At 42.2% G+C, this 25881-nt stretch carries 26 protein-coding genes; 17 read left to right on the forward strand and 9 right to left on the reverse strand.

The features are described from left to right. Positions 1-20: 20 nt before the first annotated feature. The 4 genes from gldK (at position 21) to gldN (ending at position 4479) form a co-directional block, all read left to right on the forward strand. The gene (gene gldK, locus ID165_RS24605) at positions 21-1115 is read left to right on the forward strand and encodes a gliding motility lipoprotein GldK (protein ID WP_192348034.1); all 1095 of its coding nucleotides are present in this window, start codon (positions 21-23) and stop codon (positions 1113-1115) included. Between the two features lie 100 nt (positions 1116-1215). Then, positions 1216-1974, forward strand: a complete 759-nt coding sequence (gene gldL / locus ID165_RS24610) for a gliding motility protein GldL (protein ID WP_255505094.1) — start codon at positions 1216-1218, stop codon at positions 1972-1974. A 39-nt stretch (positions 1975-2013) separates the two neighbouring features. Beyond that, entirely contained in the window at positions 2014-3627 is a 1614-nt protein-coding gene (gldM, locus tag ID165_RS24615; RefSeq protein ID WP_192348036.1) for a gliding motility protein GldM, read from the forward strand. A gap of 33 nt (positions 3628-3660) precedes the next feature. Next, entirely contained in the window at positions 3661-4479 is an 819-nt protein-coding gene (gene gldN / locus ID165_RS24620) for a gliding motility protein GldN (protein ID WP_192348037.1), read from the forward strand. 15 nt (positions 4480-4494) lie between these two features. On the opposite strand, the gene uvrC is transcribed toward gldN, so the two are convergent. From uvrC to ID165_RS24635, 3 genes are all read right to left on the reverse strand, one after another. Beyond that, positions 4495-6300: an excinuclease ABC subunit UvrC gene (uvrC, locus tag ID165_RS24625; RefSeq protein ID WP_192348038.1), complete on the reverse strand. Its 1806-nt coding sequence runs from the start codon at positions 6298-6300 to the stop codon at positions 4495-4497. Between the two features lie 63 nt (positions 6301-6363). Then, positions 6364-8670, reverse strand: coding sequence for a penicillin-binding protein 1A (locus tag ID165_RS24630; RefSeq protein ID WP_192348039.1), 2307 nt, complete (start codon positions 8668-8670; stop codon positions 6364-6366). Positions 8671-8673: 3 nt separating this feature from the next. Beyond that, positions 8674-11295 carry a gliding motility protein gene (locus ID165_RS24635; RefSeq protein ID WP_192348040.1) on the reverse strand — a complete coding sequence of 874 codons (2622 nt, stop codon included), beginning with the start codon at positions 11293-11295 and terminating at the stop codon, positions 8674-8676. A 145-nt stretch (positions 11296-11440) separates the two neighbouring features. Between ID165_RS24635 and ID165_RS24640 the strand changes: the two genes are divergently transcribed. The 8 genes from ID165_RS24640 (at position 11441) to atpG (ending at position 17134) form a co-directional block, all read left to right on the forward strand. Further along, positions 11441-11668 carry an AtpZ/AtpI family protein gene (locus tag ID165_RS24640; RefSeq protein WP_192348041.1) on the forward strand — a complete coding sequence of 76 codons (228 nt, stop codon included), beginning with the start codon at positions 11441-11443 and terminating at the stop codon, positions 11666-11668. Between the two features lie 46 nt (positions 11669-11714). Next, positions 11715-12098, forward strand: coding sequence for a hypothetical protein (locus ID165_RS24645; RefSeq protein WP_192348042.1), 384 nt, complete (start codon positions 11715-11717; stop codon positions 12096-12098). 18 nt (positions 12099-12116) lie between these two features. Further along, positions 12117-13160, forward strand: coding sequence for a F0F1 ATP synthase subunit A (gene atpB, locus ID165_RS24650; protein WP_192348043.1), 1044 nt, complete (start codon positions 12117-12119; stop codon positions 13158-13160). Between the two features lie 37 nt (positions 13161-13197). Further along, the gene (gene atpE, locus ID165_RS24655; protein WP_091695803.1) at positions 13198-13458 is read left to right on the forward strand and encodes an ATP synthase F0 subunit C; all 261 of its coding nucleotides are present in this window, start codon (positions 13198-13200) and stop codon (positions 13456-13458) included. A gap of 72 nt (positions 13459-13530) precedes the next feature. Next, positions 13531-14025 carry a F0F1 ATP synthase subunit B gene (locus tag ID165_RS24660; RefSeq protein WP_192348044.1) on the forward strand — a complete coding sequence of 165 codons (495 nt, stop codon included), beginning with the start codon at positions 13531-13533 and terminating at the stop codon, positions 14023-14025. Positions 14026-14034: 9 nt separating this feature from the next. Continuing rightward, entirely contained in the window at positions 14035-14595 is a 561-nt protein-coding gene (gene atpH / locus ID165_RS24665) for an ATP synthase F1 subunit delta (RefSeq protein WP_192348045.1), read from the forward strand. Between the two features lie 24 nt (positions 14596-14619). Continuing rightward, a complete protein-coding gene (atpA, locus tag ID165_RS24670) occupies positions 14620-16197 on the forward strand; it encodes a F0F1 ATP synthase subunit alpha (protein ID WP_192348046.1) in 1578 nt (525 codons plus the stop codon). Between the two features lie 64 nt (positions 16198-16261). Then, entirely contained in the window at positions 16262-17134 is an 873-nt protein-coding gene (gene atpG, locus ID165_RS24675; RefSeq protein WP_192348047.1) for an ATP synthase F1 subunit gamma, read from the forward strand. A gap of 522 nt (positions 17135-17656) precedes the next feature. Here atpG and tnpA read toward each other — a convergent pair. Then, a complete protein-coding gene (tnpA, locus tag ID165_RS24680) occupies positions 17657-18103 on the reverse strand; it encodes an IS200/IS605 family transposase (RefSeq protein WP_192348048.1) in 447 nt (148 codons plus the stop codon). A 363-nt stretch (positions 18104-18466) separates the two neighbouring features. Between tnpA and ID165_RS24685 the strand changes: the two genes are divergently transcribed. The 3 genes from ID165_RS24685 to ID165_RS24695 are packed head-to-tail and all read left to right on the forward strand — an operon-like array spanning position 18467 to position 19092. Beyond that, on the forward strand, positions 18467-18670 hold the full coding sequence (locus tag ID165_RS24685; RefSeq protein ID WP_192348049.1) for a hypothetical protein: 204 nt from the start codon (positions 18467-18469) through the stop codon (positions 18668-18670). Then, complete coding sequence (locus tag ID165_RS24690) at positions 18667-18900, forward strand: hypothetical protein (protein ID WP_192348050.1); 234 nt, start codon at positions 18667-18669, stop codon at positions 18898-18900. Before ID165_RS24685 ends, ID165_RS24690 begins: the two co-directional genes overlap by 4 nt. Before the next feature lie 12 nt (positions 18901-18912). After that, positions 18913-19092 (forward strand): hypothetical protein, encoded by a 180-nt coding sequence (locus ID165_RS24695; RefSeq protein WP_192348051.1) that lies wholly within the window; start codon positions 18913-18915, stop codon positions 19090-19092. Positions 19093-19340: 248 nt separating this feature from the next. On the opposite strand, the gene ID165_RS24700 is transcribed toward ID165_RS24695, so the two are convergent. Next, positions 19341-19979, reverse strand: coding sequence for a GDSL-type esterase/lipase family protein (locus ID165_RS24700; protein WP_192348052.1), 639 nt, complete (start codon positions 19977-19979; stop codon positions 19341-19343). A 305-nt stretch (positions 19980-20284) separates the two neighbouring features. On the opposite strand from ID165_RS24700, the gene ID165_RS24705 reads away from it, so the two are divergent. Beyond that, complete coding sequence (locus ID165_RS24705; protein WP_192348053.1) at positions 20285-21124, forward strand: hypothetical protein; 840 nt, start codon at positions 20285-20287, stop codon at positions 21122-21124. Here ID165_RS24705 and ID165_RS24710 read toward each other — a convergent pair. After that, on the reverse strand, positions 21121-22479 hold the full coding sequence (locus ID165_RS24710; RefSeq protein WP_192348054.1) for an acyl-CoA dehydrogenase family protein: 1359 nt from the start codon (positions 22477-22479) through the stop codon (positions 21121-21123). The genes ID165_RS24705 and ID165_RS24710 overlap by 4 nt on opposite strands. A gap of 39 nt (positions 22480-22518) precedes the next feature. Between ID165_RS24710 and ID165_RS24715 the strand changes: the two genes are divergently transcribed. After that, positions 22519-23118, forward strand: a complete 600-nt coding sequence (locus tag ID165_RS24715) for a hypothetical protein (RefSeq protein WP_192348055.1) — start codon at positions 22519-22521, stop codon at positions 23116-23118. Here ID165_RS24715 and ID165_RS24720 read toward each other — a convergent pair. The 3 genes from ID165_RS24720 to ID165_RS24730 form a co-directional block, all read right to left on the reverse strand. Continuing rightward, positions 23110-24000, reverse strand: a complete 891-nt coding sequence (locus tag ID165_RS24720; RefSeq protein WP_192348056.1) for an AraC family transcriptional regulator — start codon at positions 23998-24000, stop codon at positions 23110-23112. The two genes, ID165_RS24715 and ID165_RS24720, sit on opposite strands and share 9 nt — an antisense overlap. Positions 24001-24061: 61 nt before the next feature. Beyond that, positions 24062-24340 (reverse strand): DUF983 domain-containing protein, encoded by a 279-nt coding sequence (locus ID165_RS24725; protein ID WP_192348057.1) that lies wholly within the window; start codon positions 24338-24340, stop codon positions 24062-24064. Positions 24341-24531: 191 nt separating this feature from the next. Next, entirely contained in the window at positions 24532-25881 is a 1350-nt protein-coding gene (locus ID165_RS24730; protein ID WP_192348058.1) for a neutral/alkaline non-lysosomal ceramidase N-terminal domain-containing protein, read from the reverse strand.

Below are 25881 nucleotides of genomic sequence, written 5' to 3' on the forward strand. Positions count from 1 at the left end.
TGCACGAAAAAACGTCATTTATGTATAGAAAAATTAATGTTCGCTTAATGCCCATAACCTTAGGTTTGGCACTGGTGACACTTTTGCCGGGTTGCGGCCTTTTTGGAAAGAAAGGAGCAGCAAGCGAAAAGTTGAACAGAAGAGGAGAGGTGACGGGAGTTCCTAAGCGAACTAACTGGCAGCAGAACCTACCTTACGATATGGTTCCCGTTAAGGCTGGAACTTTTTGGATGGGACAAGCTGATGAAGATATTGCTTACACGCAATCCGCACTCAACAAACAGATTACCATTTCAGAATTTTTTATGGACAAGTACGAAGTGTCCAATAATAAGTACCGCCAATTTTTGGAAGCTGTGAAAAGTGGGACTTATGAGACGGGTACACCTACCACATTGAAAGATCCTCCCCAGTTGAATTACGAAGAACTTAAACCTGACACTACTGTTTGGTCGACGAGTTTTGCCTATCACTACGGAGATCCATTGATGGAGTTTTACTTTGATCATCCCGCTTTTGATAATTACCCTGTAGTTGGGGTTTCTTGGGATCAGGCAAAGAAATACTGTGAATGGAAAACCTATCACATGAGAGCAAATGACGAAAGTGATTTTGACGGTCCGGCATTTCAGCTTCCCTCTGAAGCAGAATGGGAGTATGCGGCCAAAGGAGGGAAAGACGTAGCCAAGTATCCTTGGGGTGGCCCTTACTTAAAGAACAAGAGAGGTTGCTTGATGGCTAACTTCAAACCGGGACGCGGTAATTATATAGATGATGGCTTTGCTTACACTGCTCCTGTGGATGTATTTGCTCCAAATGGTTATGGACTATACAACATGTCCGGGAATGTAGCCGAATGGGTTCTGGATGCTTATGCTACTACGTCAAGTACGATCATGTGGGATTTGAACCCGGTGTATGATGATCCTAATGAGCCTAGAAAAGTTGTAAGAGGCGGAAGTTGGAAAGATATCGCCCATTATCTGGAAACGAGTACAAGAACCTATGAATACGAGGATGTAGCTCAGGCACACATTGGATTCAGAACAAAAATGACATTTATTGGCCGTTCTGGCGCAATGGATATAAAAAGCTCTACACGAAGAAGAAGATAACCTTTATCCTATAACAAAAACAACTACCTAACAACTTATTACTTCATTTCACATGGCTAGTAACAGCAACTCATTTTCAGCAAAATTTTATTCCAGCATAATGCCAAAAATTTATGGTATTGGTGCAGCAGTGGTTATTCTTGGTGCTATGTTTAAAATTTTGGATTTACCATTCGCCAACTGGATGATTGGTATTGGACTTAGTACTGAGGCATTTATATTTTTCCTTTCAGCATTTGAGCCACAACATCAAGATGTAGATTGGTCGAAGGTTTATCCAGAACTGGCAGGTGATGCACCTGCTGCTCCAAAGGCGCAAAGAGTAGTGACAAGTGGTGGAGATCAAATCACCCAGAAATTGGACGAGATGCTTGCAAATGCGAAGGTAGGGCCTGAATTGATAGAAAGCTTGGGTAAAGGAATGCAGAATCTTGCTGTTTCTGCTGAGAAAATGGGCAATCTGTCCGATGCTGCTGTGGCAACCAATGAATACGCTACCAATGTGAAATCTGCCGCCAAAACGTTGGTAGACATGAACGCTTCATACAGCAAAACCGCAGCTGCTCTTACAGAAATGTCTTCTGCATCCCAGGATGCCAAAGCATATCATACACAGGTGGTGACCGTCACTAAAAATCTTTCCGCTTTGAATTCTGTCTATGAAATGGAACTTCAAGATGCGAATAGTCATGTGAAAACATTGAACAAATTCTATGCGAACATGACTGCAGCAATGGAAGGCCTTACCGAAGCCGGTAAAGAGACACAAGCATTTAAAACTGAATTATCAAAATTGAATCAGAACGTTAGTTCATTGAATAAAATCTATGGTGGAATGCTATCCGCTATGAAAGGTTAATTTCTCTTCAATTCATTTACAATCCATTAAAACTTAACAATGGCAGGAGCTAAAGAGACACCTAGACAGCGGATGATTGGTATGATGTACCTGGTTTTGACGGCCTTATTGGCCCTCCAGGTAAGCAACCAAATCCTCCAGAAATTTGTGTTGATTAATGATGGGATGGAGAGAACTTCCAGAAATTTCATCAATAAGAACCAAAAGACTGTTGAATCTATCGCCTATACGGTAGATCAACAAGGAAACAAGGAAGTGGATGTGCCAAAAGTGAACGCTGCTAATCAAATTAGAGAGGCTACTAAAGAGACGTTCGATTATTTGGAGCAACTTAAGCAGGATTTGATTACGCAATCCAATGCAAAAAATGACGAAGGTAACTTCGTGAATGCGCAGCTTAAAAACACGGAAATTACAGGTAACCTTTTTGCCAATAATGGTAAAGGGGAGGAAATGAAGACGAGGCTCAATGCTTATCCCGCTAGAGTATCTGAAATATTGACTTCGGTAGGACTTTCTGATTTGAAGTTTGATGATATAGCCAAAGACGCAGCAGATATAGAGCTTTTTGCCAACGATAGAGAAGCTAGAAACAAAGATTTCGTTGCGCTAAACTTTGTCAAGTCTCCGGTGGGTGCAGTGATAGCCTTGATATCTCAGTACCAAAATGAGGTCTTGAACATAGAAAGCGAATCTCTGACTGCTGTACAGAATACCATAGGTTCGTTCTTCTTCAAGGCGGATGTAACCGAGGCTAGAATAGCGGCGTTATCCAATGTAGTAGCTGCGGGTACGAAGTTCGAAGCGGATATGTTTATTGCTTCCAGCTCTACTTCGTCAATTCCTACTATGACTGTCGACGGCCGTTCGGTGCCGGTTGATGCCAGCGGTTTTGGTAAGATTGAGTTCCCGGTGACTCCTGCAAGTGAGTACGATGACCGGGGCTTGGCCAGAAGAGTAATCAAAGGAGAGATAGTTACCAATGTTGGAGGTGAGGATAAAGTACTTCCGGTAGAATATGAATATTTTGTTGCCCAACCTGTTATAAAGGTTTCTTCCGAAGTGGTTCAGCAGCTTTATGCTGATTGTGCCAATGAGCTTTTGATTGAAGTACCTGCTTTGGGCAATACCTATTCTCCTGAGTTCGCCGTGAGCAATGGACAGTCCATCAAAGGAAGTAAGCCAGGGCAGTTGACGGTGATTCCAGGGGCATCAGGAAAAGTAAATATTGGTGTGAGCAGTGGAGGAAATAAAATCGGTGCAGTTGATTATGATATCAAACCGGTACCGACTCCTTCCCTAGTTCCTGTTACAGCCAATGGATCAGAGCTTGATCTCAGTCAAGCTCAAGCCATCAGTTCATTGATGAGTCTTAAGTTACTGGCTAAGGCAGAGCCAACCTTTGCAAGGACTATGGCTAAAGATGCTAATTTTGAAGTAACGGGAGGTGAAATGAGATTGCTGAGAAATGAAGTGCCAAGGCAGACAGTTCAGATCTCAAGTGGTAATAGTTTAGCAATGAGGTCGTTATTAGAAAGTGCCAGAGCAGGTGATGTTGTCGTTTTCGAAATCAGGCAAGTAACCAGAACAAACTTCAGAGGAAATAAAATTCCTTCAGAATTAAGACAAGTTGTTCCTATTCGCGTTAAGTAAAACGTAATTAGGGATCAAGATAAACGAATGATTATGAAAAAGTTTCTTCCAAAATTAATCTTGTCCCTGCTTGTAGCAGCAGGCATTGCGCCGCTTACGAGTGAGGCGCAAATTGCCCCTACAAGCGTAAGTCCTTCGGGATATGGAGATCGTCAGTTCAAGATGGATACTATCTACTCTGCCAAAAGAATCAGGGAAGATGATAAAATGTATCAAGTCGGTGTATGGCGAAGAATTGACCTTCGTGAAAAGTACAATAGGTCACTGTATGGATCCGGGGATACCAAATCAAATGGAATTGTAAATCAAATTTATAAGGCAATCGTTGAGGAGAATGCACTGGAAGTGTTTGGTGATGAGGAATTCACGCAGCCACTTTCTATTGCAGAGTTTCAGGATAATTTCTGGTTGAATGCTACCGGAGACAGCATCTTCTCCAAGCAGTTGTATTACCTCGACTTCAAAGAGGATTTTGTTTTCGACAAGCATCATTCAGATATGGTATTTGATATTAAATATCTTGAGTTAGTTATGCCTTCTGAAACCAATTCCAATGCAGGACAGAAAACCATTGGCTTTATCCGGTACAAAGATTTCTATGAGTATTTCAAAGATCATCCTGAAGCAAGATGGCTTAACTTCCAAAACGAATCAAAAAGTTTGACTTATGATGAGGCTTTCGAAACTAGGTTGTTTAGATCTGTAGTGAGAAAATTCACCAATTCGGAAGAGGCGCTGATTGCTGATCTTGTAGCTCTTGACCATCCCAATCCTGAGATGCAAGCTTACATAGATGCGTTGGCATTTGAGTATAAGTTGTTGGAATACGAAAATTCCCTTTGGGAGTGGTAAGATAAAGGGGCTTTTTTAAGCCCCTTTATTTTTTTCTTTCCAAGCTGTCAACGCCCTTGCCCGACTGGCACCGATTACCCTTGCAATTTCCTCTTCACTGGCCTCACTTATTTTCTTAACTGATTTGAAGTGGCTCAATAAGTTGTCCGCAGTGCTTTTACCAATTCCCGGAATAGCGGTCAGTTGAGTGCCGAAAGCATTTTTACTCCTTGTGCTTCTGTGGAATGTGATGGCAAATCTGTGCGCTTCATCACGGATTCGTTGCAATAGTCTTAGGCTTTCGGATTTTTTGTCGATATGAATAGGGTAGGAATCTCCCGGAAAATAGATTTCTTCAAGCCGTTTGGCAATTCCGATAATTGGCATCTGACCATATACCCCCAGTTCCTTTAGTGCTTCCACGGCTGAGGATAGTTGCCCTTTACCACCGTCAATTACGATCAACTTTGGCATTGGCTTACTTTCTTCCTGCAAGCGCTTGTATCGTCTGCTTACCACCTCTTTCATGCTGGCAAAGTCATCGGGTCCCACCACTGTTTTGATATGGTATTTTCGATATTCTTTTACAGCTGGTTTGCCATTGAGAAAACAGACCATGCTGGCTACCGGGTTTGTACCCTGAATATTTGAGTTATCGAAGCATTCAATGTGGTCGGGGATTTCCGGTAGACTCAGATCTTGTTGGAGCTGCCTGATGACACGGTCTTTTTTATCCTGATTAAGACCAAGCAACAGTGCTTTTTCTTTTTTATAGTACAGAGCATTCTTTAGCGAGAGTTCAATTAGCTTTTTCTTGTCTCCGATTTTAGGCATAAATACATTCAGGCCTTCAATAGGTTCTGTCAATTCTATGTTTAGCAAGACCTCATCGGCGTCACTCTGAAATTGATCTTGAAGCCGGATTAAAGCTGTTAAAAGCAACTGTTCATCTGATTCATCTAGTTTTTTCTTAAGTTCTACATTCTTGGATGTAATTAAAGCACCATTTTTTACCCGCATGAAATTCACATATGCACTTTTCTCGTCGGAGACAATCGTGCAGACGTCAAGGTTATTAATGGAAGGACTGGCTACAAGGGATTTTGCTTGGTAGTTCTCCAGTGACTCCAACTTTTCTTTCATGAGCTGTGCCTTTTCGAATTGCAAGTTCTCCGCATGGTGCTGCATTTCCTGTTTGAAGTATGTCTTTGCGATTCCCAGATTTCCCTTTAAGACATGCTTCACCTGCTCTAGCTCTCTTTGGTAATCTACCTCTTTTTGAAGCCCCACGCATGGACCTTGACAGTTGCCAATGTGATATTCCAAGCATACTTTATATTTCCCTTCCGCTACCTTGTAGGGTGACAGATCCAGCTTGCAGGTACGGATAGTAAATAAATTGCGTATCAGATCAAGCACCGTATTCATGGCCTTCACGCTTGCAAAAGGACCATAGTAAGTGCCTTTTCTTGGAATCATTTTCCTGGTGGGGAAAAGTCTGGGGAAATTCTCTTTAGTCAGCAGCAGATAAGGGTAGGTCTTATCATCACGCAGAAGAATGTTATATTTCGGGTGAGTTTTTTTTATAAGATTATTTTCAAGCAACAGCGCATCAAATTCACTGTTAACCAGGGTGATTTCTATTCTTCTTATCTCTTTGACCATTTTTCTGGTCTTGAGGTTCACTCCTGTGTTTTTGTTAAAATAGCTGCTAACTCTCTTCTTGAGGCTTTTGGCTTTGCCCACATAGATTAGTTCATTTTCCTCATTGAAATACTTATATACTCCGGGCTGATCGGGGAGTGTCAAATGCTCAGCAGGTAAAAAGGAGGATGAGTGCATGGCCTAAAATTAAAAAAACAGCCTTGGATTAAGACTGTTTTTTTAAGAGGATTTGTGTTTTTTCTAGAAATCGTTTTTCTGCGTATCGTAATCAAAATCCGCAAATCGCTGGCTTTCTTTTTCGTATACATCACAGTCTATCTCTATGCTTAGTGGTCGTTCAGGCCTAGGGAAAGGTCCTTTGGTATAGCCTAAGCTTTTATCTTCATATACTTTTGTCATATAATTCACCCATATAGGTCTGGCCGTTCTCCCGCCTTGTCCCGCTATCCAACTTCTAAAGTGAATGGCACGGTCGTCGCCGCCTACCCAAGTCCCACTCACAAGGTCTTTGCTGATACCCATATACCAGCCGTCGGATGCATTTTGGGTAGTTCCTGTCTTTCCTCCCAGTTCATTGCCTTCCCGTAGTGAATAGGGCACTCCTTGGCTTGTTCCGCCTCCTTCTTCAAAACCACCCCTTAGCATGTAGGTCATTAAGTACGCATGCTCTTCACTCATAGCGGGTCTCTTTTTGGGAGTGAATTGCTGGATTACATTTCCATTTTTGTCTTCAATCCTATCTATATAGAACGGTGTGGTATGCTCACCTTTGTTGACGAATGTCCCAAAAGCTCCTACCATCTCGAAAATAGATACATCGTTTACCCCCAGAGCCAATGACGGCACTTCCTCCAGATCACTGGTGATACCTAATCTTCTTGCAGTTTCGGCCACAATTTTTGGACTAAGTTTTTTCATCATATAGGCAGTGATGGAATTGACCGACTGTGCCATAGCTTTCCGGATAGTCATTTTCTGATAGGTAAACTTTCCATCAGCGTTGGAAGGACTCCAGGTAGGTTGTCCGGGAATGTATACTTCAACAGGTTGATCAATTACACTATAGCAGGGGCTGTAGCCATTTTCAATAGCAGCTGCATACACGAAAGGCTTAAATGTGGAGCCGGGTTGCCTTTTGCCTCTCAATACGTGGTCAAATTTAAAGTACTTGTGATCCAGTCCACCAACCCAGGCTTTGATCTGACCTGTGTGGGGATCCATACTCATGAATCCTGCCTGAAGCATTTTTTTGTAATATCTGAGCGAGTCCATAGAGCTCATAAGTGTATCCAATTCGCCATTTTCCCATGAGAATACCTTCATTCTTTTCTTCTCATTCAGCTTAAGATTGATAGAGTCTGTATCGTTGCCATAACGTACTTTAAGCAGCCGATAAGCTTCTGTCCGTTTCACGGCGTCCTCAATGAAATTGGGGATTACGCGGAAGCTCCCATCTATCCAAGGATCTCTAGTACCCATCTCTTTGTAAAAAGCCGCTTGCAGGGTTTTCATGTGATCTGATACTGCCTCTTCAGCATAGCGTTGCATTCTACTGTCAATGGTAGCATATACCCTTAAGCCATCCCCGTAGAGATCATATGCGCTACCGTCGGATTTCAGGTTTTCTTTGGTCCATTTGATCAGGTCCGCCTTTACTATTTCACGGAAATAGGTGGCTAGTCCTTTATTTTGATTGGCCACACTGTAGTTCAGTTCGATGGGCAACACAGATAAAGAGTCAAACTCATCTCTACTTAGGTAGTCATTTCTCATCATCTGAGCGAGGACGGTATTTCTTCTTCTCAATGAATTATCCGGATTGTATACCGGACTATAGTAAGATGGTGCTTTAAAAAGGCCTACTAATACCGCTGATTCCTGAATGGTTAGTTCGGAAGGTTTTTTATTGAAAAAGGTTTTGGCTGCGGTTTTAATTCCAAATGCATTGGATCCAAAATCAGAGGTATTAAGGTAAAGTGTAAGAATCTCATTTTTGGTGTACGCTTTTTCCAATTGAGTGGCTACAATCCACTCTTTAGTTTTTATAATAAGCATGCGAAGACCCGGCACCTTACTGAGCAGCCCATTGCTGGCATCAGTCCTTGTTTTAAAGAGATTTTTGGCTGTTTGTTGGCTTAGAGTAGATCCGCCGCCCGCATTTTGTCCCAAAAGGAGAGACTTGAACAATACCCGCATCATGGCTTTCATGTCTATACCCGAATGCTCTTCAAAACGTACATCCTCAGTGGCAATAAGTGCTTTGACCAAGTTAGGCGATAGCTCTTCATACTTCACAGGACTTCTGTTTTCCCGGAAGTATTGCCCCAAAAGTACTCCGTCAGTAGAATACAGTTCGGATGCGATTTCCGAATCGGGATTTTCCAAGGCTTTGAAGTCAGGAAGAGTTCCAAACAGCCCCAGGAAATTGATGCTAATCATCCAAACGAAAAGAATGAAACCTAAAAACCCTGCTATAAAGGCAATCCAAAGAAATTTGATTGTCTTGGCTACCCAGGTGGAAGTTTGGGGTTCTGTTTTGTTACTCATAGTTTACTTATAAGTGGACTTAAAGAAAGTCCTGTATTCTTCTAAATTTTTACTTTTATTCAGGGTCTGAAAGTTCTCGATTGAAATCACAAAGGAGTTGGATTTTATCTTATCAGATAGGTCTTGGGATATAAATTCTTTTTGAAACTTACTGTAATATTCTTTTGCCTTCTCTGCATCCGAAAAAGGACTAATGATGAATATTGCATTGTCCTTGTTCATGTTCATATTTCCTGTTCTCAGCCTTGCTTTGGGGAAATTCCGGGAATGAAAACTCTCTAAATCCGCCAAAAGACTTTTAGCAGATTCAACCTGTCCCTGATCCATTGCAATCACAAAGATATGTGTTGAAGTTTCACTGTACTTATACGGGGACTCTGTCAACATCTCCTTATCCCCATTTTCTTCCAAATCTGAGCTTTCAACCTTCACGGAATCTGATTCTTCGATTTCTTTGGGATTCAGTTCTGACAGTTCTGACAGAGATAGCATTGGTTTTAGCATATTCCTTGCCAATTCTTTGAGATTGGCATCTTGAGTATTCTGAATATAATTTTCCAGTCGTTCTCTATACCTGACGCGGCTATCAGTTTTGCCGGTGACCATAATATCAAGTAGTAATAACCGTTCAGTATTTCGTGTAAGGGGGTACTCTTCCAAAGCAGATTTTATAATGCTTTTACTGGCCTGATATTGTCCGTCATAAAAGGCGTTATAGGCCTGTTCATACTTTTTGGAAGATTCTACATAGGCAAGATTACCTGATGCAGCATCGGGGTTGTTTACAGAAAATGTATACTGGGATTCAGGGAATTCGCTGTTGAGACGGCTAATATATTGCCGGGAATTGCCTCCAAGATCTTTTTGTCCTAAATACAATAAATAATATGCTTCGGGCTTTCTGGAAGAATTGGGATAGTCCCGAACCAAGGTTTCCAGGTTTTCAATACTTTGTTTAGTTTCTTTTAGCTCAAAGTATAAGAGTTTGCCTAATTCAAAATATGATTCCTCCAGTTCAAGATTTAGACTTTCTATTTGTTCTGGGGAGTTAGGTATCCCAGCTAATAGATCATCTAATGAGGGCAATTGGCTTACAAGACTTTCACCTTCTATAGCCGTCGAATCATTTTCAGAAGATTCTGTAAGGGTAGGAGGGGTACTTTGCAAGCTTACGGCGCTTCTCCTCCAATTGTCCTGCAAAGGTCTATTTCCCCAAGTTCTTCTGAAATCTATCGCTCCCTGCTGCATAGCCAAGTTATTGTCGAAGTAAAATGACGAACCGGTTCCCCTGTCGCTGAAAGCTAATAGATTGTCAAAAATACTTGTGCTTTGTGGTTTCTGAAGTGCTTTAGCCTCACTTATAAGGCGTTCTTCTTCGGATTTGATATAGTTTTCTGCGACCAATTTTTGCTCGTGAGGAGTCAGTTTGGCCAACTTCAACAAGCTGTCATTGCCTTGTATCCGTTCGAAATGGAATACATATTGATCTAGAGATTCTTTCTGATTGGTGATTTCGAGAGCTACGGGATCGTTTTCCTTAATGTGGGTGAGTGCAGAATCCAGGTAGTATTTGGTGGCCCGATAATCTTTGAATTCGGCCAGATTTATTTCTGCGAGCTTCTGATAGATATAACCTTTCACTCTGGGGTTGCTTCCCGGCTCCTTTGCTGCTTGGTGAAGCAAGTCAAGTGTGAGTTTGGTGTCTCCTTGTTTTTCCTCAAAAAGAGCCCGCTCGTAGATTACTACATCCTTTAAATCTCTGTTTTTGGGATCTTCATAGAGATCGTCATAATACTTTCTAACCTTTCTAAGATCCTTAGAAGCATTTAACTCTGCTACTTGCTGGGCATATAGTTGGGCATAGAAGCTTCGTTCATAGGGAGGATTTCCTGCTAGGGATTTTTCATAATACCCATAAGCCAGCGCATCGAAGCCTTCCCGCTGATAGCGTTGGGCTAAGATGAAGTTGATTCTAGACTCTTCTTTTTTGTTTTGGGAATATTCTATTGCCTTGTCCAATGCGCCGATAACCCCACTTTTGTCCCCTCTTTTTTCGTAATAGTAGGCTAGGGCCCTGTAGAGATCGTATCGGTTTTTTTCCGAAATCCCTTTTTCTTTTGAGAGGTAATCAATGGTGAAGTTCGCATTTTCGAATTCTCCCTGATCTACATAGAGGCGAAGCAAGGTGATCAATGTTTGATGTCTTAGATCGGAATCTTTGGAATTTACATTGACATACTTGAAGGTGTTCTGTGCATCGTCAAATTGCGACTGGTAATAATCCAACTTGCCAAGAATGTAGTAACTGTCATCTACCCAGCTACTGATTCTGTGCCACTCGATCGCTTTGGAAGCCAGTTCTCGTGAAGATTGAAGTTTTTCGGAATTCGCCTGGATGGTGGCAGAATCGAATGGAATAAAGACAGGTAGTATCTGGGTATAGTCTTCTTTGTAATTCTGAAAAACTTCACTTTCAACCTCTTTCAGTTTTACGTCAGCGAGATAATAAGCATTATAATGTGCAGTTACATTGTGGAATGTCCTGTTAACAAAGGTGTTGCGCTCAGAAGAGCACGCCCCCGTAAAAAATAAAATGACTAATACTAGTCCGGAAATTTTCCTCATGAGTTGTTTGGCCCAATTCAGGGAGCAAAATAGGATTTTTGGTTTACTTAGTGAACGAATTTGACGTTCTATTATTTGTGAAGTGAGAAGTGATTGTTTTGAGATCATGGATTATCAGTAACTTGAATCGTCCACATCATTCCCCATGAACCAAGAACCCAAAGAGAACAAGTCAAAAAGTACCCCAGTATATGTCAAATATATTGGGCTTTCTTTTCAGTTATTTGGGGTAATCGGTGCAGGGACTTGGCTTGGCTGGTGGCTACAGCAGAAAAGTGACATGAAATTCCCCGTGTGGTTGCTTCTTTTTTGTTTTCTCTCCATTGGGATAGCATTTTATCAGTTATGGCTTTCGATTCGATCGGATAGGTAGCCTACAAAAGAAAATTTGGAATAGATTTGTTGAAAAATTAATTTCCATGACATTGAAAACCAATTATCATTTAAAATTTTTCCTGCTGACAGGAATGGTTTGTTTACTGATAGCTCTACTTGATTGGTTGTTGCCTTCTACTATCCATGAAGATATCTGGAAAATTCTGACATTTTTGGCTGTAACCTCCTATTTAGTAGGCGTTACGAGTATTTGGCTGCTAAAAGGTTCTACGGAAAACCTACTTCAGATAAAGATGCTGGGTATGGTAATAAGGATAATTGCCTCCCTATCCTTCATAGGAATCATGGTTTTTATAGGCGCAGAGAATATTCTTTTGTTTGTAGTGAATTTCTTTATTCTTTTTTTGTTCTATCTGGTTTTTGATATCTACACCTTTCTGGCTAACTTGCGCCCGATTTCGAAGTAGCCCTCAAATAAAGAGTAGATGACGCGCAAATTTCTTTACCTAAGTATTTTATTGTCAGCGTTTTTGCTGAGTTTCTCCAGTATGTCTTTTGCATCTGGAGCGGATTCTGAAGATGGAGGTGAAGATCCTACAGGCTTCATCATGCATCACATCAAGGACTCGCACGAGTGGCATTTTTTCAATGTCGGACATACCCACGTGACGCTTTCCTTGCCTGTAATCGTATATTCTTCGGATAGAGGTTTGGAGTTTTTCAGTTCTTCTGACTTTCAGGATCATGAGACTCATGCATTCGGTGAGGAGTATGCTTATAAAGGTTATTTCATCGATTCTCATGACCATCTGGGACGGGTAGATGGGGCGGCTTTTACAGATTTGTCTATTACCAAGAACGTCGCGATGATGTTTTTAGTGATAGCAGTAGTGATGATTTTGTCACTTTCCGCCGCTGGGCATTATAAGAAAAACGGAGCAATTGCCCCCAAAGGAGCAGCTGCCATAGTGGAGCCAATTGTGATTTTCGTAAGGGATGAGATTGCACACAAGGCAATCGGCCCTAAGTACAAGAAGTTCGTTCCTTATCTCCTTACCCTTTTCTTTTTTATCTGGATCGGTAATTTGATTGGATTGCTGCCGGGGGCTGCTAACCTCACTGGGAATATCGCTGTGACAGCTACGTTGGCCATTTTGACATTTATATTGGTGAATGTGAATGGAAATAAGGACTATTGGAAGCACGTGTTTATGACTCCTGGAGTTCCTGTCCCTTTGTTGTTGGTAATCGTTCCGGTAGAGATTATCGGGTTATTTACCAAGCCTTTCGCTTTGATGGTCCGTCTTTTTGTGGCGATCACAGCAGGTCATATTGTGATCTTGGCATTCATTGCACTGGTGTTTATTTTTGAGTCTTATACTATAGGGGTGGTAAGTACCCTGATGGTTACTTTCATCAATATGATTGAATTGTTGGTGGCTACGATCCAAGCCTATGTATTTACGCTGTTCACTGCGATGTATATTGGTTCGGCAGTGGCTGAGCACGGGCATGAGGAAGCACATTAATTAGGAATTTCTTTGTTCAATTTATAAATATAAACTTATGTTAACTTCAATCTTATTGACAGCTGGAATGGCGCTTATGGGTGCCGGTATCGGTGCAGGTATTGTTGCGATTGGCGCAGGACTTGGTATCGGTCGTATCGGTGGTCAGGCTATGGAATCTATTGCCCGTCAGCCAGAGGCTGCAGGCAAGATCCAGACTGCTATGTTGATCATTGCAGCGTTGATCGAGGTGGTTTCCCTGTTTGCAGTGGTAGTATGTCTACTTATTGCATTGAATGCAGGCGGTATCGCTTTCTAAGAACAAATGAACCGGGATTGGCCTTCATGGCCAATCCTTCTTTTTGAACAATAACGAAATTAACTATATCTCATGGATCTGATTCTACCTAGTTCCGGACTGATCTTCTGGCAGTTGTTTGGCTTTTTGGCACTCTTGTTTATCCTTATCAAGTTTGCATGGAAGCCTATGCTTGCAGCCATTGAAGAAAGGGAAACCAGTATCAACAATGCTCTGAAAGCAGCAGAGACAGCCAGAAATGAAATGGCTAATCTGAAAGCTGAAAATGAAAAACTACTTGCGGAAGCCAGATTGGAAAGAGATACTATTCTTAAGAAAGCGCAAGATGTTTCTGTGAAAATGGTCGATGATGCCAAAGCTGAAGCTGTAAAGGCGGGGGCTTTGATGATAGAAAATGCGAAAGCAGTGATAGAAACAGAGAAGAAAGCTGCTTTGGCAGATGTGAAAACTCAAGTCGCTGCCCTTTCTTTGGATATTACAGAGAAATTATTGAGAAAAAATCTGTCTGATGACAAATCCCAAAAAGATTTGGTAGACGGATTTATCAAAGAACTTAAGCTTAACTAATACCCTTCCATGTCAAACCAGAGAGTAGCCTCCCGCTATGCGAAGTCGATCATGGAACTTTCTTTGGAAAAAGGAAGACTAGAAGAGGTGCATACAGATTTCCAACGACTTACGGAGTTGGCGGCAAGTAACAATGAATTGGCCTTGGTTCTAAGGAATCCTGTAATCAATTCTGACAAAAAGCTCAATATCCTTAAAGCACTTTTTGTCAAAAGTTCGGATTCGCTTACGATGACTTTCTTTGAAATTGTGTCCCTTAAGAATAGAGAAGAGATTCTTCTCGACGTTGCCAAGGAGTTTGAAAACCAGTATAATCTTCATAAGTCTATTCAGGTAGCCGAAGTGACCACCACATTCCCTATCGATGACACCCTTCGCAGCGAGTTTGCGGAAGTGGTGAAAGAGATTTCCGGTAAGAAGTCGGTACAATTGGTGGAAAAAATAAATCCAAAGTTGATAGGTGGATATATTTTGACAGTAAATGATCGTCAGATTGATGAATCATTGAGTAGCAAACTGAGACAGTTGAAGACTCAGTTTACCCAAAATCATTACGAAAGTAAAATCTAACAAAAAGCATTTAATCTATATATCATGGCAGAAGTAAGACCTGATGAAGTTTCGGCAATTTTAAGAGAACAACTCTCTGGTGCAAGAACCGAAGCTGAACTCGAAGAAGTGGGTACAGTCCTTCAAGTGGGGGATGGTGTAGCTCGTATCTATGGACTTTCTAAGGCTCAGTCCGGAGAATTGCTCGAATTCGACAACGGTCTGAAAGCAATGGTACTGAATCTTGAAGAGGATAATGTCGGAGCTGTACTTTTCGGTGATTCCAAATCTGTAAAAGAGGGTGATACCGTAAAAAGAACCAAAAGAATTGCCTCTATACAAGTAGGTGAAGGAATGCTTGGCCGTGTAGTGGATACCTTGGGTAATCCTATAGACGGAAAGGGACCTATAGCCGGTGACTTGTACGAAATGCCGTTGGAACGTAAAGCTCCGGGTGTAATCTATCGTCAGCCGGTAACCGAGCCTCTTCAGACTGGTATCAAATCTATTGATGCGATGATTCCAATCGGTAGAGGTCAAAGAGAATTGGTGATCGGTGACCGTCAGACTGGTAAGACTGCGGTAGTGATCGATGCTATCTTGAACCAAAAAGAATTTTACGATAAAGGTGAGCCGGTATTCTGTATCTACGTAGCAATCGGACAGAAAGCTTCTACCGTTGCAGGTGTAGTAGCAGCACTGGAAAAAGGCGGTGCGCTTCCTTATACAGTGGTCGTAGCAGCTCCTGCATCTGATCCTGCTCCGATGCAGTTCTTTGCTCCATTTACAGGTGCATCGATCGGTGAATTTTTCCGCGATACAGGCCGTCCTGCCTTGGTAGTATATGATGATCTTTCCAAGCAAGCAGTTGCTTACCGTGAAGTTTCTCTTCTATTGAGAAGACCTCCGGGACGTGAAGCATATCCTGGTGACGTATTTTACCTTCACTCAAGATTGCTTGAAAGAGCTGCGAAAATCAATAAGTCTGACAAAATCGCTCAGGAAATGAACGATTTGCCGGATTCTATCAAGCATTTGGTAAAAGGAGGCGGATCTTTGACTGCACTTCCGATTATCGAAACCCAAGCCGGTGACGTCTCTGCCTATATCCCGACCAACGTGATTTCTATTACTGATGGTCAGATCTTCCTTGAAACCAATCTTTTCAACTCAGGTATCCGTCCTGCGATCAACGTAGGTATCTCGGTATCAAGAGTAGGCGGTAACGCCCAGATCAAATCGATGAAGAAAATTGCCGGTACCTTGAAATTGGATCAGGCAGCTTTCCGTGAACTGGAAGCATTCTCTAAGTTTGGTTCTGATCTGGATGCAACTACTAAGCGTACCATTGAAAGAGGAAGAAGAAACCAAGAGATTTTGAAGCAGCCACAGTATTCTCCAGTTTCGGTAGCTCATCAGGTAGCGATTATCTACGCTTCTACCAAAGGATTGATGGACACTGTTCCTGTTGAAAAAGCAAGAGCTTTTGAGAAAGAATTCTACACACTGTTGGATACTTCATATCCTGAAGCTCTTGAATTGATCCTGAAAGGTGACGTGGATGGAGCAGGAAAAGTTCTTTCCAAGGCAGCTGCTGAATTGGCTCCCAAGTACTCCAACTAAATGATTTGAATTCCGGAGGATACTAGTCCTCCGATTATTTATACCCTAGCACAACGCAAGCAAGATGGCTAACCTTAAGGAAGTAAAGGAACGGATAACCTCAGTAGTCTCTACCCAGCAGATTACTAAGGCCATGAAAATGGTGTCCGCTGCCAAACTTAGAAGAGCTCAGGACAAAATCGTACAGATGCGTCCTTACTCTCAGAAGTTGACCCAAATCCTGAACAATGTGTCAGCTGCTTCTGATGGAGCTGCAGATATAGTATTTTCCGAGAAGAGAGAGGTGAAAAATGTATTGATCATCCCTGTTACTTCTGACAAAGGACTTTGTGGTGCTTTTAACTCGAATATTATCAAAGCAGTGAATCTGGCTGTGGCGAGACAGTTCGTAGATAAGGATATCACTATACTTCCTGTGGGGAAAAAGGCATTTGAGACATTTAAAAAGCAAGATTTCAAAATGGTATCTGATTATTATCAGATTTTTCAGGATCTTACTTTCGACAATGTGAGAAATGCGGCAGAATATGCTATGAATTCTTTTGTATCAGGAGACTACGATCAGGTTGTTCTGGTATTCAATGAATTCAAAAACGTAGCTACTCAAGAGGTTCGTGTAGAGCAATTCCTACCGATGGCGAAGGAAGATTCTGCTGAGGAGAAAACTCCTGATACAGATTATATTTTGGAGCCGTCGAGAGCGTATATTATTGAAGAATTGGTTCCCACTTCATTGAAGATCCAATTTTATAAGGCTGTATTGGAAAGCAATGCGTCCGAGCATGGTGCTAGAATGACAGCGATGGATAAAGCTACCGATAATGCAGGTGAGTTGCTCAAAGAGTTAAGATTGACGTATAACAGAACCCGTCAGGCTGCCATCACAAACGAAATACTTGAAATTGTCTCCGGAGCCAATGCGCTTGGAGGTAAATAATAAACGATAGACCTACTTTCCAAAACCACAGCTCGCAAGGGTTGTGGTTTTTATTTTTTCAACCACAGAGGGCACAAAGGTTAACGCAGAGAGCACAAATGAATGCTTTCCTGTTACTCTAGAAGCTGGATTAATCTCGCTTTGTCTGGCTGAGTATTAAAAATTACCATTCTGATGATTGCAGGATCAATTCCCCCTTGATTTCATCAGTTCTTTTGGAATCGAAAATTCATTAAAGGGGGTAAGGGGGATTTTTAACGGCCAGGCGCTCTGAAATTTAATAGTTCGACCGCCTTCGGGGTCGTGGGATTCCCAAAATATGTCGTCTAATCCGTGGGTTTTACCCATGGCTATTGAGATGTTTGATCCTTTCAGGATCATATGCGTTCAGTGAGTTTTTAAATTTAACTTTGACCACGAAGTGGTCAAACTTTTCAATAACCACGGGTGCAACCCGTGGGCCTAGGGGATACTAGAGGAAATGACAACCCCGAAGGGGTTTAACCTCCTATAATGTGAAACTCACAAGAGATATCTAGGATCAAATTCGATTTCATATTCTTTCAATAAGGTTTTGTACTCATCGACAAATGAAATGGTACGATGATGTTCCTCCTGATTTTTAATGTAATTCATTAGTCTTTCTTTGGCCTTGATAGTTTCAGAAAAAGCTCCGTACCCATCCTGCCACCCGTGGAAATTAGGGAAAATATCTTCCTCTTTGATCAAGTCATGGCTGGCTAGCTTGATATCTTTCACCAGAGTAGAAATGGCAACCGTCGGATGTACATGTGTTAAAATATGAAGATGGTTCTCCACACCATTGATTCGGTAGAGGAGGCAATTTTTATTGGTGAGTAGTTGGTTGATAGAGGCAAAAAGTCGGGGTCTGTGGTCTTTGATGAGAGTTGGTTCTCGATGTTTGGTAGAAAAAACGATGTGGTAAATCAATTGCGTGTAAGTGCTCATATAAGTCAGGAATTAGTGGAAGAATAACCTGAAGGAATTTGGGGAATTTGTGTGGTTAAGGTAATGGAGAGAATGGGGAAAAGTTCGACACCCTTCGGGGTCGTAGGAAGGCATGCATGTGATCATTTTATCCATGGGTTGCACCCATGGTTATTGAGAGGTTTGACCACTTCGTGGTCATTTATATTTTGCGTATTTCTGGACAAATGATCCTGAAATGGCTGCCGGAGCGAGGATCAAACCATGAATACCCCTGGTGCAACTGGGGACAGAGGCTAAATCACCGTTTTTGTTTTCTCCAATTCTTTTCCTGAAATTGGTCCTAAGGCTGTAGTAATAAGTTGATACCCTAAAATTAAGATAATGGGAACGATTAAAATCTGGACCTTTGAGGAGGTCACTGCAATGAACAGTGGAAATGCCATGAAAGCTACACGACACTTGGAGGATTTGGTATATGCCAAAAGGGTTCTTTGGGCTAAAGGGAAAAGTCTCAATGAGATCCAGTCCAATGCTTCTGACTTCGAAGAGTCTGAGCTGGTCAATGAAAAAAAAGTAATACAATGAAAAAGGCAATTATTCCATCAGGCACAATTCAAAATATGCAAATAGGTATTGCCTCTTTGCATCAGGTACTGGATACTGAACTGAAGCTGAAACTCAAACCTGCTGTTAGCAACTTGAACAGGATGACTGCTCATGCTGAACTTCAGTCTGTAGCAATTTCGGCATCAATATCACTGAGCTTAGAAGGAATGAAGTCTTATTTAGAGGGATTAGTTCCGCTGAGTGAATAAATTACTGTGGGAATGAGCCAGATTTCCATTCCTGATTTCAGCAAGATTTACATTCCGAGAGGAGGATCTGTTTCTTCCGGAGGAGCATCATTCAGGCTGTCAGATTATTCCCATGAGGATCTGGAAATAAGAGATAGGACTATAACTGTGACACTCCGGATTGTGGATGATGAAGATGATCCAAAAGAATAAACAAAAGCGGCGCTAGGCCGCTTTCTTTTAGGACGGAGGTGACGAGGAGGTTGGTGGCGTGGGTTGGTCGGGACATATTAACCATGGGGTGCACCCATGGTTATTGAGAGGTTTGACCACTTCGTGGTCGGGTTTTTTAAAGCTGCAATCAGGAAATTTAATGATCAATTACTTACGGATCCCGAAGGGATCTAACTTTTCAATAGCCCCCGGTGCAACCGGGGGATAAATGGGAAGATGATATCTACTTACAACCTAATCGCCCTGGCAATCACCTTCGCCATAATTCCCAAGCCTTCGGGGTTGGGATGTACACCATCAGGGAGTAAATCTGCCTTGTCCATCAACGGAGTATATAGATCCACCAGCTCGGAACCTGAATCTCTGGCTATAGCCATGATCATCATACGCTGCTCATTGTTCATCACTTCAGGAGTGATTCCGAAGTTCTCACGGGTTACCGGCACCGGCATGATCACATATACTTTGCCATCTGCCGGCATGGTCTTTTTGAATTCTGCGATCATATCAAGATAATCCTGTCTGAATTCCGAGGCATACTGCCAGTTTTGTGGCTTGGAGTCATTTGTTCCCAGCATGATCACTAAAATATCAGGAGCAAAGTCTTTGACCTGCTGGAACTGTGGCTCGTTCCAATAGGGATAATCTCCCTTACGTAATAAAGTCCGACCGCTTACGCCGAAATTGACTACTTCATACGAGTCACCCAAAATTGCCTGCATCTGAAGGGGGTAACTATCCGGATTGTCTCTGCCGGGGCCTTGGGTGATGCTGTTGCCTACACAGGCGACCTTGATGGGAGTTTGTGCAAAAGAGACTGTTGCAAAAGTGAATAGAGCCACTAAAAGTAAATTGATTTTTTTCATTTGATTAGGGTTATTGAATTGAGAAATATAAGTGCTAATAGGCCTCGCCTTCGCTCGGCTACCGTATTTTAAGTTGTGAATGGGATGAATGGAAGGAGGCGAAACCGCCTCCTTCCATTCATCCAACGTTTTGTTTTAGATTTCGGACCCCGAGCAAAGTCGAGGGGGAACAGTTTTTAGAACAATACTTAGGTGCAAACAAGTTTACAAATTCTTTTAAAGACAATTGGCCGTTAAAATACCAATTATAGCTAACATCTGGGTGCCAACTATGGACTTTTACCTATTCGAACTATCTTTAATCCGTGCAGTTTCTCTTCAAATTCTATCAGCGTATTACCTGGCTTTCCATTGATGTGGTTCTCGGGGCTATGGCAGGAATGCTTTTTTTTTCAAGGGCACTGAGAGTTGAACTGGATTGGCAGGAATATGCCCTGCTTGGGATGGCCGTTTGGTGTATTTATACCACAGACCACTTGATGGATGCCAGAAAGCTGACTTTTCATCATAGGAAAGGCCGACATCACTTTCATCTTATTTACCGAAAACCATTACTGGTTGTACTGGGTATAGTTGGATCCCTTGGATTGGTTTGGGCGATAGTATTCTTTGGGTTTTCCCGGGAGTTGTTTTTCGGTGCCGGATTGGGAGTACTTATTCTTGTAATTATGCTTGCCGTAAGGAAGTTTGGAGCGGAGCAAGTTCGATTGAAAGAACTTAGCTCAGCAGTTTTTTACGTGATTGGAATATCTTGGCTTCCCTGGTATGAAATGCCTGAAATAGACTACACTTGGACAGCTTTAGGACTGACAATTCTCTATATGGGTTTGGCCTATTTGAACTTGATTATGCTTTCCTGCCTTGATACTGAATCGGATAAAGAGGCTGGATTTGTGTCAATCGCCACCAAAATACCCCAAGAAAGACTTCTCACAAACATTCGAAATTTGTCGATTAGTTTGATTTTGTGTTCTTTCTTGGGGTTGCTTCTGGTTAACTCTTTCTATAGAATCTATCCGGGTTTGTTGGTGATTATGCTGCTTGTACACTTCCTGTGCTTTTTTAAAACCAACTTAAGCGCCGAACAAGTAAGAATGCGGATGGAAGTAGCTTTTCTAGTTCCTGCTATTTTGCTATTGATCTAGACAAATGCACTATGTCCGGTTATTGCCCGACCTACGATCAGTGAATTGATTTCCTTGGTACCTTCATAGCTGTAAACTGCTTCTGCATCTGCCACAAATCTGGCAATGTCATGACGGAGCAAAATGCCATTCCCTCCAAATAGCTCCCGGGAATGATCGACAATTGAGCGCATTCTAAGCGTACAGAAAACCTTGGCAAGTGAAGCGTGCTCATCCTTTAGAATATCATCATCCTGCATCTCCGAAAGTCTGAAAACCATTGTCTGCATGGCAGTCAAATCTCCGAGCATAGTGACCAAAAGATCTTGAACAAGTTGGAAAGAAGCTATTGGCCTTCCAAATTGCTTTCGCTCGTTGGTGTAAGCTAATGCCAACTCGTAAGCTCCCCGGGCACATCCTACCGCCTGCCAAGCTACTCCCGCCCTTGTCATTCGCAGAACTTTTGAAGTGTCACGGAATGAATTCGCTTCCTGAAGTCTATCCGACTCCGGTACTTCACAATTGGTCAGCGTGATCGAGGCATTTTGAACCGTTCTCAACGCCATTTTATCTTCAAGTTTTTCTGCCAAAAATCCCGGATTGCCTTTTCTTACGATAAAGCCTTTTACCTGCTGGTCGTCCAGATCTCTAGCCCATATCACTGTCATATCTGAGAAGGTAGCGTTTCCTATCCATTTTTTCTGACCATTGAGCACCCAAGCACCGCCTTCTCTTTTACAGGTAGTGGTCAATCCTCCGGCTACACCTGATCCCACTTCAGGTTCTGTCAAACCAAATGCACCTATTTTCTCTAGTTTTTGCATCGATGGGAGCCATTCCAGTTTCTGTTCTTCGGAGCCACATAAGTAAATAGAGCCCATGGCCAAGCCGCTTTGTACACCAAAAAAAGTAGAGATTGAGGTATCAATTCTCGCCATTTCCATGGCTATAAATCCTTCCAATAACGCAGAATGACCGGGACAGCCGTAGCCTTGATAGGTGAGCCCTGCTATATCCAGTTCAGCCATTTTCGGGATGATCTGCATGGGGAATTCGCCTCTGTTCCAGTAATCATTTGCAATTGGTTTGATCTCCCGCTCCATAAATTCCCTCACTCTAAGCTGAATCTCCCGCTCATGATGGGGAAGGGTTTTTCCCAACTCATAGAAATCACCATTGATCGGTGGAATTACCTTGGGTTTGCTGCCTCCTTTGAGCATCCCCATCATTTTAGAAAGGTCTTCTTCGCTCATCTTCGAGACCAAGCCAACCATCTTGGAGAGATCTACTTTTTGGGAAAGCTTGGAAATCTGATCAAGATCGACACTGGATAAAAGTTGACGGAGTCCACCGATGGTTTTAAATAGATTCTTCATAAAAAGGTATTTTTGGGATTAGTTCATTTCTTTAAACTAGTGAAAGATCATTACAGTTTACTTGCGCCCTATTATAATTCTCTGACCAAATTGGTTTTTGGAAACGAATTGAAGCATGCAAAAAGCCATTTTGCTGAAAATATTTCGAATAAAAAGATCTTAATTATCGGCGGCGGAGACGGTCTGGATTACCGGGATTTTCAAGATCAACTAGCGGGAGATTATTGGGAGATTTCCGGATCCATGCTCAATAGAGCGAAAGTAAATCTGGCAGAAAGCAAGTTGACTTTTTGCTTGGGATATTTTCAAGCCAAACCGCATAAGTTGTATGATGAGATCTGGCTTCATTTTGTGCTGGATACTATGCAGGATGATGAAATAACTGTTCTTTTACAGGAAATAAAGAAAAGCCTTACCGCAGAAGGAAGGATTCATATTGCCGATTTCTTCGAGCCTAAGAACGCTTACCAGAGATTTTTGAACAAGGGGATGATTACGTTTTTTAGAATAGCCGCGAACCACCGGCGAACCGGTATTCCTGATTATGAGCAGCTATTATTTGCGGAACATTGGCAGAAAAGCTCAGAAAAGGAATTTGTGGGAGGTTGGGTGAAAGCACAGCTATGGCAATCAGGCTGAAGGACTTTCCAATTGCTTTCTGAATTGCTCCGGTGTGACTCCGACTTTTTTCTTGAACAATCGGCTGAAGTAAGAGGCATCGTCAAATTCTAACTCGTAGGCAATTTGAGAAATGTTAAGGTCAGCATGTGTTAGCAACCTTTTTGCCTCCAGCAGAACTCTGTCCAGTATGAGTTGTGAGCTGGTTTTTCCTACCGACTTTTTACAAAAGCCATTGAGCTGCTTCATGCTCAGCTTCATTTTGTCTGCATAGAAACTGGCCTCCCTATGCTTCTTAAAATAGTTGTCAACCAGCATTTCGAACTTTTCGAATTGATCATTCACTAATTTCTCTTCCTGTGAGCAGGAAGTCCTTTTGCCTTTATATCGGTAAAAATAAATGAGAAGTGTATCTGTGAAATTTCTCAATAAATCCATAGTAGCCCAGGTGGGGTTTTGCGTCTCCTGATACGTTTTGTCAAAAATGCACAAAATCTCTTTTTCGTCGGATGATTGAATTTCCAGTTTAAGGAAGGCTAAGGTTGAGTTGAAAAGACCGTATCTGTTTAATCTTATTCTGGGAAAGACAGAAGAATAAAAGTCCGCACTGAAAAAGAGAATATGTCCGTCCGTATCTGATGAAAGTTTCCAAGAGTGAACTTGTCCCGGACTTAAGAAAAAAGCTGAGCCTTGTTCTACGGGATAGGTTTTGAAATCAATGGTATGACTTCCTTTTCCTTGCGTGAACACCACAATAATGTAAAAATCATGCTTGTGGGGCTTTTGTATAAACTGATGTTTTGACAGGTGGTTTCTCAGCCCGGAATAATAGAAATGGGAGGAATCCAGCCTGTCAGACTCGAAATCCGGAATATGCAATATAGGGAGAGGACTTTTGGGCATAGTGGGATATCTTCAATAGTAAAGATAGTTCAAATATACCCACTTCAGAAATGCGTAGAAATCAAGGTGGGCTAGGTAGATCTTTGCCTCTGTAAGGGACAAAAATCGAGATCCAGATAGATCTGCTGACCCGATAAATAAACGGCAAGAAGATCAGAACGGTGAGGCCAAGTAATGATAGAAGAAGTTTGAGAGAATAATCCGGATAGATGACAGACAAAGCCACCCAAGCAGCAATGAAAAGCGCAGTATTGATGGCATAGCTAATGAACATGGCACCGAAGTAGTATCCCGGTTCCGGCTCAAAAGACTGTCCACAGTGCGAACAGTTTTTATTCATGATAGAAAACTTGGTAGGACTCAATAACTTACCCCGCAAGAACATGTCTCCCTGATGACAGCGGGGACATTTGCATTGATATATACTCTTCAAGGTGGAAAATCTCATTGCTTTTAAGTTTTGACAAAAGTACAACAAGCAACATCCTCTGAACTGGATAAAAGCTCCTTAAAATAGGACTTTTAGGCCTTTTAGGGTCTTGATTTTTCAATAACAGCTAAAATCAGCTCATCAAAATATTTCCCATTTCCCGGGCCATACCAGTTCATTTCCCGTACCTCATGGAAATTCTCATCATATAATTCATCAGGAGTAATATAGCCGATATAGCCACCATTGAATGTGGTGATGATCAGATTCAAGCCTTTGCTTTGCGCCAGCTTTTCCCATTTCCCATAAAAAACTCCCGAAAGTTCTCCACTGGAAGCAATCATCAGCGTATTGCCGATTTGTGTGATGTCAAGATGCGCATTTGTATTGCCCAGCAGGTAATCGAACAGCCAGGGACGCAGGCGAAGGTTGTCCGTCACCCGAAGATGCGGAGTTCGAAGCGCTATTGGAAGAACCCCGGTTTTTATTTCAGGGTTAGTGATGTCGGCAAAATAAGTGGTATTCATCCTAAAGGTGGAGTCCAGTTGATGGGCATAGCGTTCGACCATTTCGGGGGTATTTCCGGGCCTCATTGGTCTATGGCTTCCTACAGCTCCTGCTGCATACAGGGCAAATTCAAATTCGCCGGCTTCCAGATCCTTGGTGAGGTAAAAAGGGTAGTCTCCGGATAAGCCCATAAACTTGGTACTCATCGTGGTAGCATGAGCCGAATAAGTAAGGAAAGTGGCTTTTTTGCCCGTTTTTTTGGTAAAAATAAGCTGACGGACAAACGGATCTGTAGGTCCGCCGTTTACAAATCTGTTAGCGACCAAATCGCCTGCATCAGATTTTTGATAAGTAATCGTGACAGTATCTTGGATAGCAATTGCATCCCGCAAGGCAGAAATACTTGTGGAAACCATCATATCCACGATACCTTGTTCGTATCCTCCAAAAGCTATTTCTCCCATGGGACCCGGCATGTAGCCGCCCATGCCGGAGTGTGTATGCGTAGCAGTGAAGATCACTTGGTCTATCGGTAGCTTGGCGGCTGTTATAGCCTTCCGAACTTGTTCAGCAAGATGGGGGTGAACGATCAGTAATTCATAATTAAGCCAAGCAACCCGGGATTTGCCATTGGAAAGTGTCAGTGCTTTGACGTAGCTGCTGTCCTGCACAAACTCATATTTCCCTCTGGGTGCATAGCCTACCAGATCCGCCGGTTCATCCGGAGTCATATTGACGCTAGACCAACCTGCTATCCAAGTATCACCCTGAGAATTTGAAAAAGTAGTCTGATCTAACCGTTCAAAAGTTTCCTTGTAAAAATCCTGATCCTGAATCGGTGAGCGATCTACTTTAGTCAACACGACCAAGGCAATTGCCATCAAAACAACAAAAGTCCAGCATAGGACTTTTGTTGTTTTTAATAAGATGCTCTTGGCGCTCAT

Origin of the sequence: Algoriphagus sp. Y33 (assembly GCF_014838715.1) — a bacterium.
Lineage (GTDB): Bacteria > Bacteroidota > Bacteroidia > Cytophagales > Cyclobacteriaceae > Algoriphagus.

Bases quoted from the DNA above. Each gene is read 5' to 3' on its own strand.
- gldK (WP_192348034.1), top strand. From the start codon at position 21: ATGTATAGAAAAATTAATGTTCGCTTAATGCCCATAACCTTAGGTTTG.
- gldL (WP_255505094.1), top strand. From the start codon at position 1,216: ATGCCAAAAATTTATGGTATTGGTGCAGCAGTGGTTATTCTTGGTGCT.
- gldM (WP_192348036.1), top strand. From the start codon at position 2,014: ATGGCAGGAGCTAAAGAGACACCTAGACAGCGGATGATTGGTATGATG.
- gldN (WP_192348037.1), top strand. From the start codon at position 3,661: ATGAAAAAGTTTCTTCCAAAATTAATCTTGTCCCTGCTTGTAGCAGCA.
- uvrC (WP_192348038.1), bottom strand. From the start codon at position 6,300: ATGCACTCATCCTCCTTTTTACCTGCTGAGCATTTGACACTCCCCGAT.
- ID165_RS24630 (WP_192348039.1), bottom strand. From the start codon at position 8,670: ATGAGTAACAAAACAGAACCCCAAACTTCCACCTGGGTAGCCAAGACA.
- ID165_RS24635 (WP_192348040.1), bottom strand. From the start codon at position 11,295: ATGAGGAAAATTTCCGGACTAGTATTAGTCATTTTATTTTTTACGGGG.
- ID165_RS24640 (WP_192348041.1), top strand. From the start codon at position 11,441: ATGAACCAAGAACCCAAAGAGAACAAGTCAAAAAGTACCCCAGTATAT.
- ID165_RS24645 (WP_192348042.1), top strand. From the start codon at position 11,715: ATGACATTGAAAACCAATTATCATTTAAAATTTTTCCTGCTGACAGGA.
- atpB (WP_192348043.1), top strand. From the start codon at position 12,117: ATGACGCGCAAATTTCTTTACCTAAGTATTTTATTGTCAGCGTTTTTG.
- atpE (WP_091695803.1), top strand. From the start codon at position 13,198: ATGTTAACTTCAATCTTATTGACAGCTGGAATGGCGCTTATGGGTGCC.
- ID165_RS24660 (WP_192348044.1), top strand. From the start codon at position 13,531: ATGGATCTGATTCTACCTAGTTCCGGACTGATCTTCTGGCAGTTGTTT.
- atpH (WP_192348045.1), top strand. From the start codon at position 14,035: ATGTCAAACCAGAGAGTAGCCTCCCGCTATGCGAAGTCGATCATGGAA.
- atpA (WP_192348046.1), top strand. From the start codon at position 14,620: ATGGCAGAAGTAAGACCTGATGAAGTTTCGGCAATTTTAAGAGAACAA.
- atpG (WP_192348047.1), top strand. From the start codon at position 16,262: ATGGCTAACCTTAAGGAAGTAAAGGAACGGATAACCTCAGTAGTCTCT.
- tnpA (WP_192348048.1), bottom strand. From the start codon at position 18,103: ATGAGCACTTACACGCAATTGATTTACCACATCGTTTTTTCTACCAAA.
- ID165_RS24685 (WP_192348049.1), top strand. From the start codon at position 18,467: ATGGGAACGATTAAAATCTGGACCTTTGAGGAGGTCACTGCAATGAAC.
- ID165_RS24690 (WP_192348050.1), top strand. From the start codon at position 18,667: ATGAAAAAGGCAATTATTCCATCAGGCACAATTCAAAATATGCAAATA.
- ID165_RS24695 (WP_192348051.1), top strand. From the start codon at position 18,913: ATGAGCCAGATTTCCATTCCTGATTTCAGCAAGATTTACATTCCGAGA.
- ID165_RS24700 (WP_192348052.1), bottom strand. From the start codon at position 19,979: ATGAAAAAAATCAATTTACTTTTAGTGGCTCTATTCACTTTTGCAACA.
- ID165_RS24710 (WP_192348054.1), bottom strand. From the start codon at position 22,479: ATGAAGAATCTATTTAAAACCATCGGTGGACTCCGTCAACTTTTATCC.
- ID165_RS24720 (WP_192348056.1), bottom strand. From the start codon at position 24,000: ATGCCCAAAAGTCCTCTCCCTATATTGCATATTCCGGATTTCGAGTCT.
- ID165_RS24725 (WP_192348057.1), bottom strand. From the start codon at position 24,340: ATGAATAAAAACTGTTCGCACTGTGGACAGTCTTTTGAGCCGGAACCG.
- ID165_RS24730 (WP_192348058.1), bottom strand. From the start codon at position 25,881: ATGAGCGCCAAGAGCATCTTATTAAAAACAACAAAAGTCCTATGCTGG.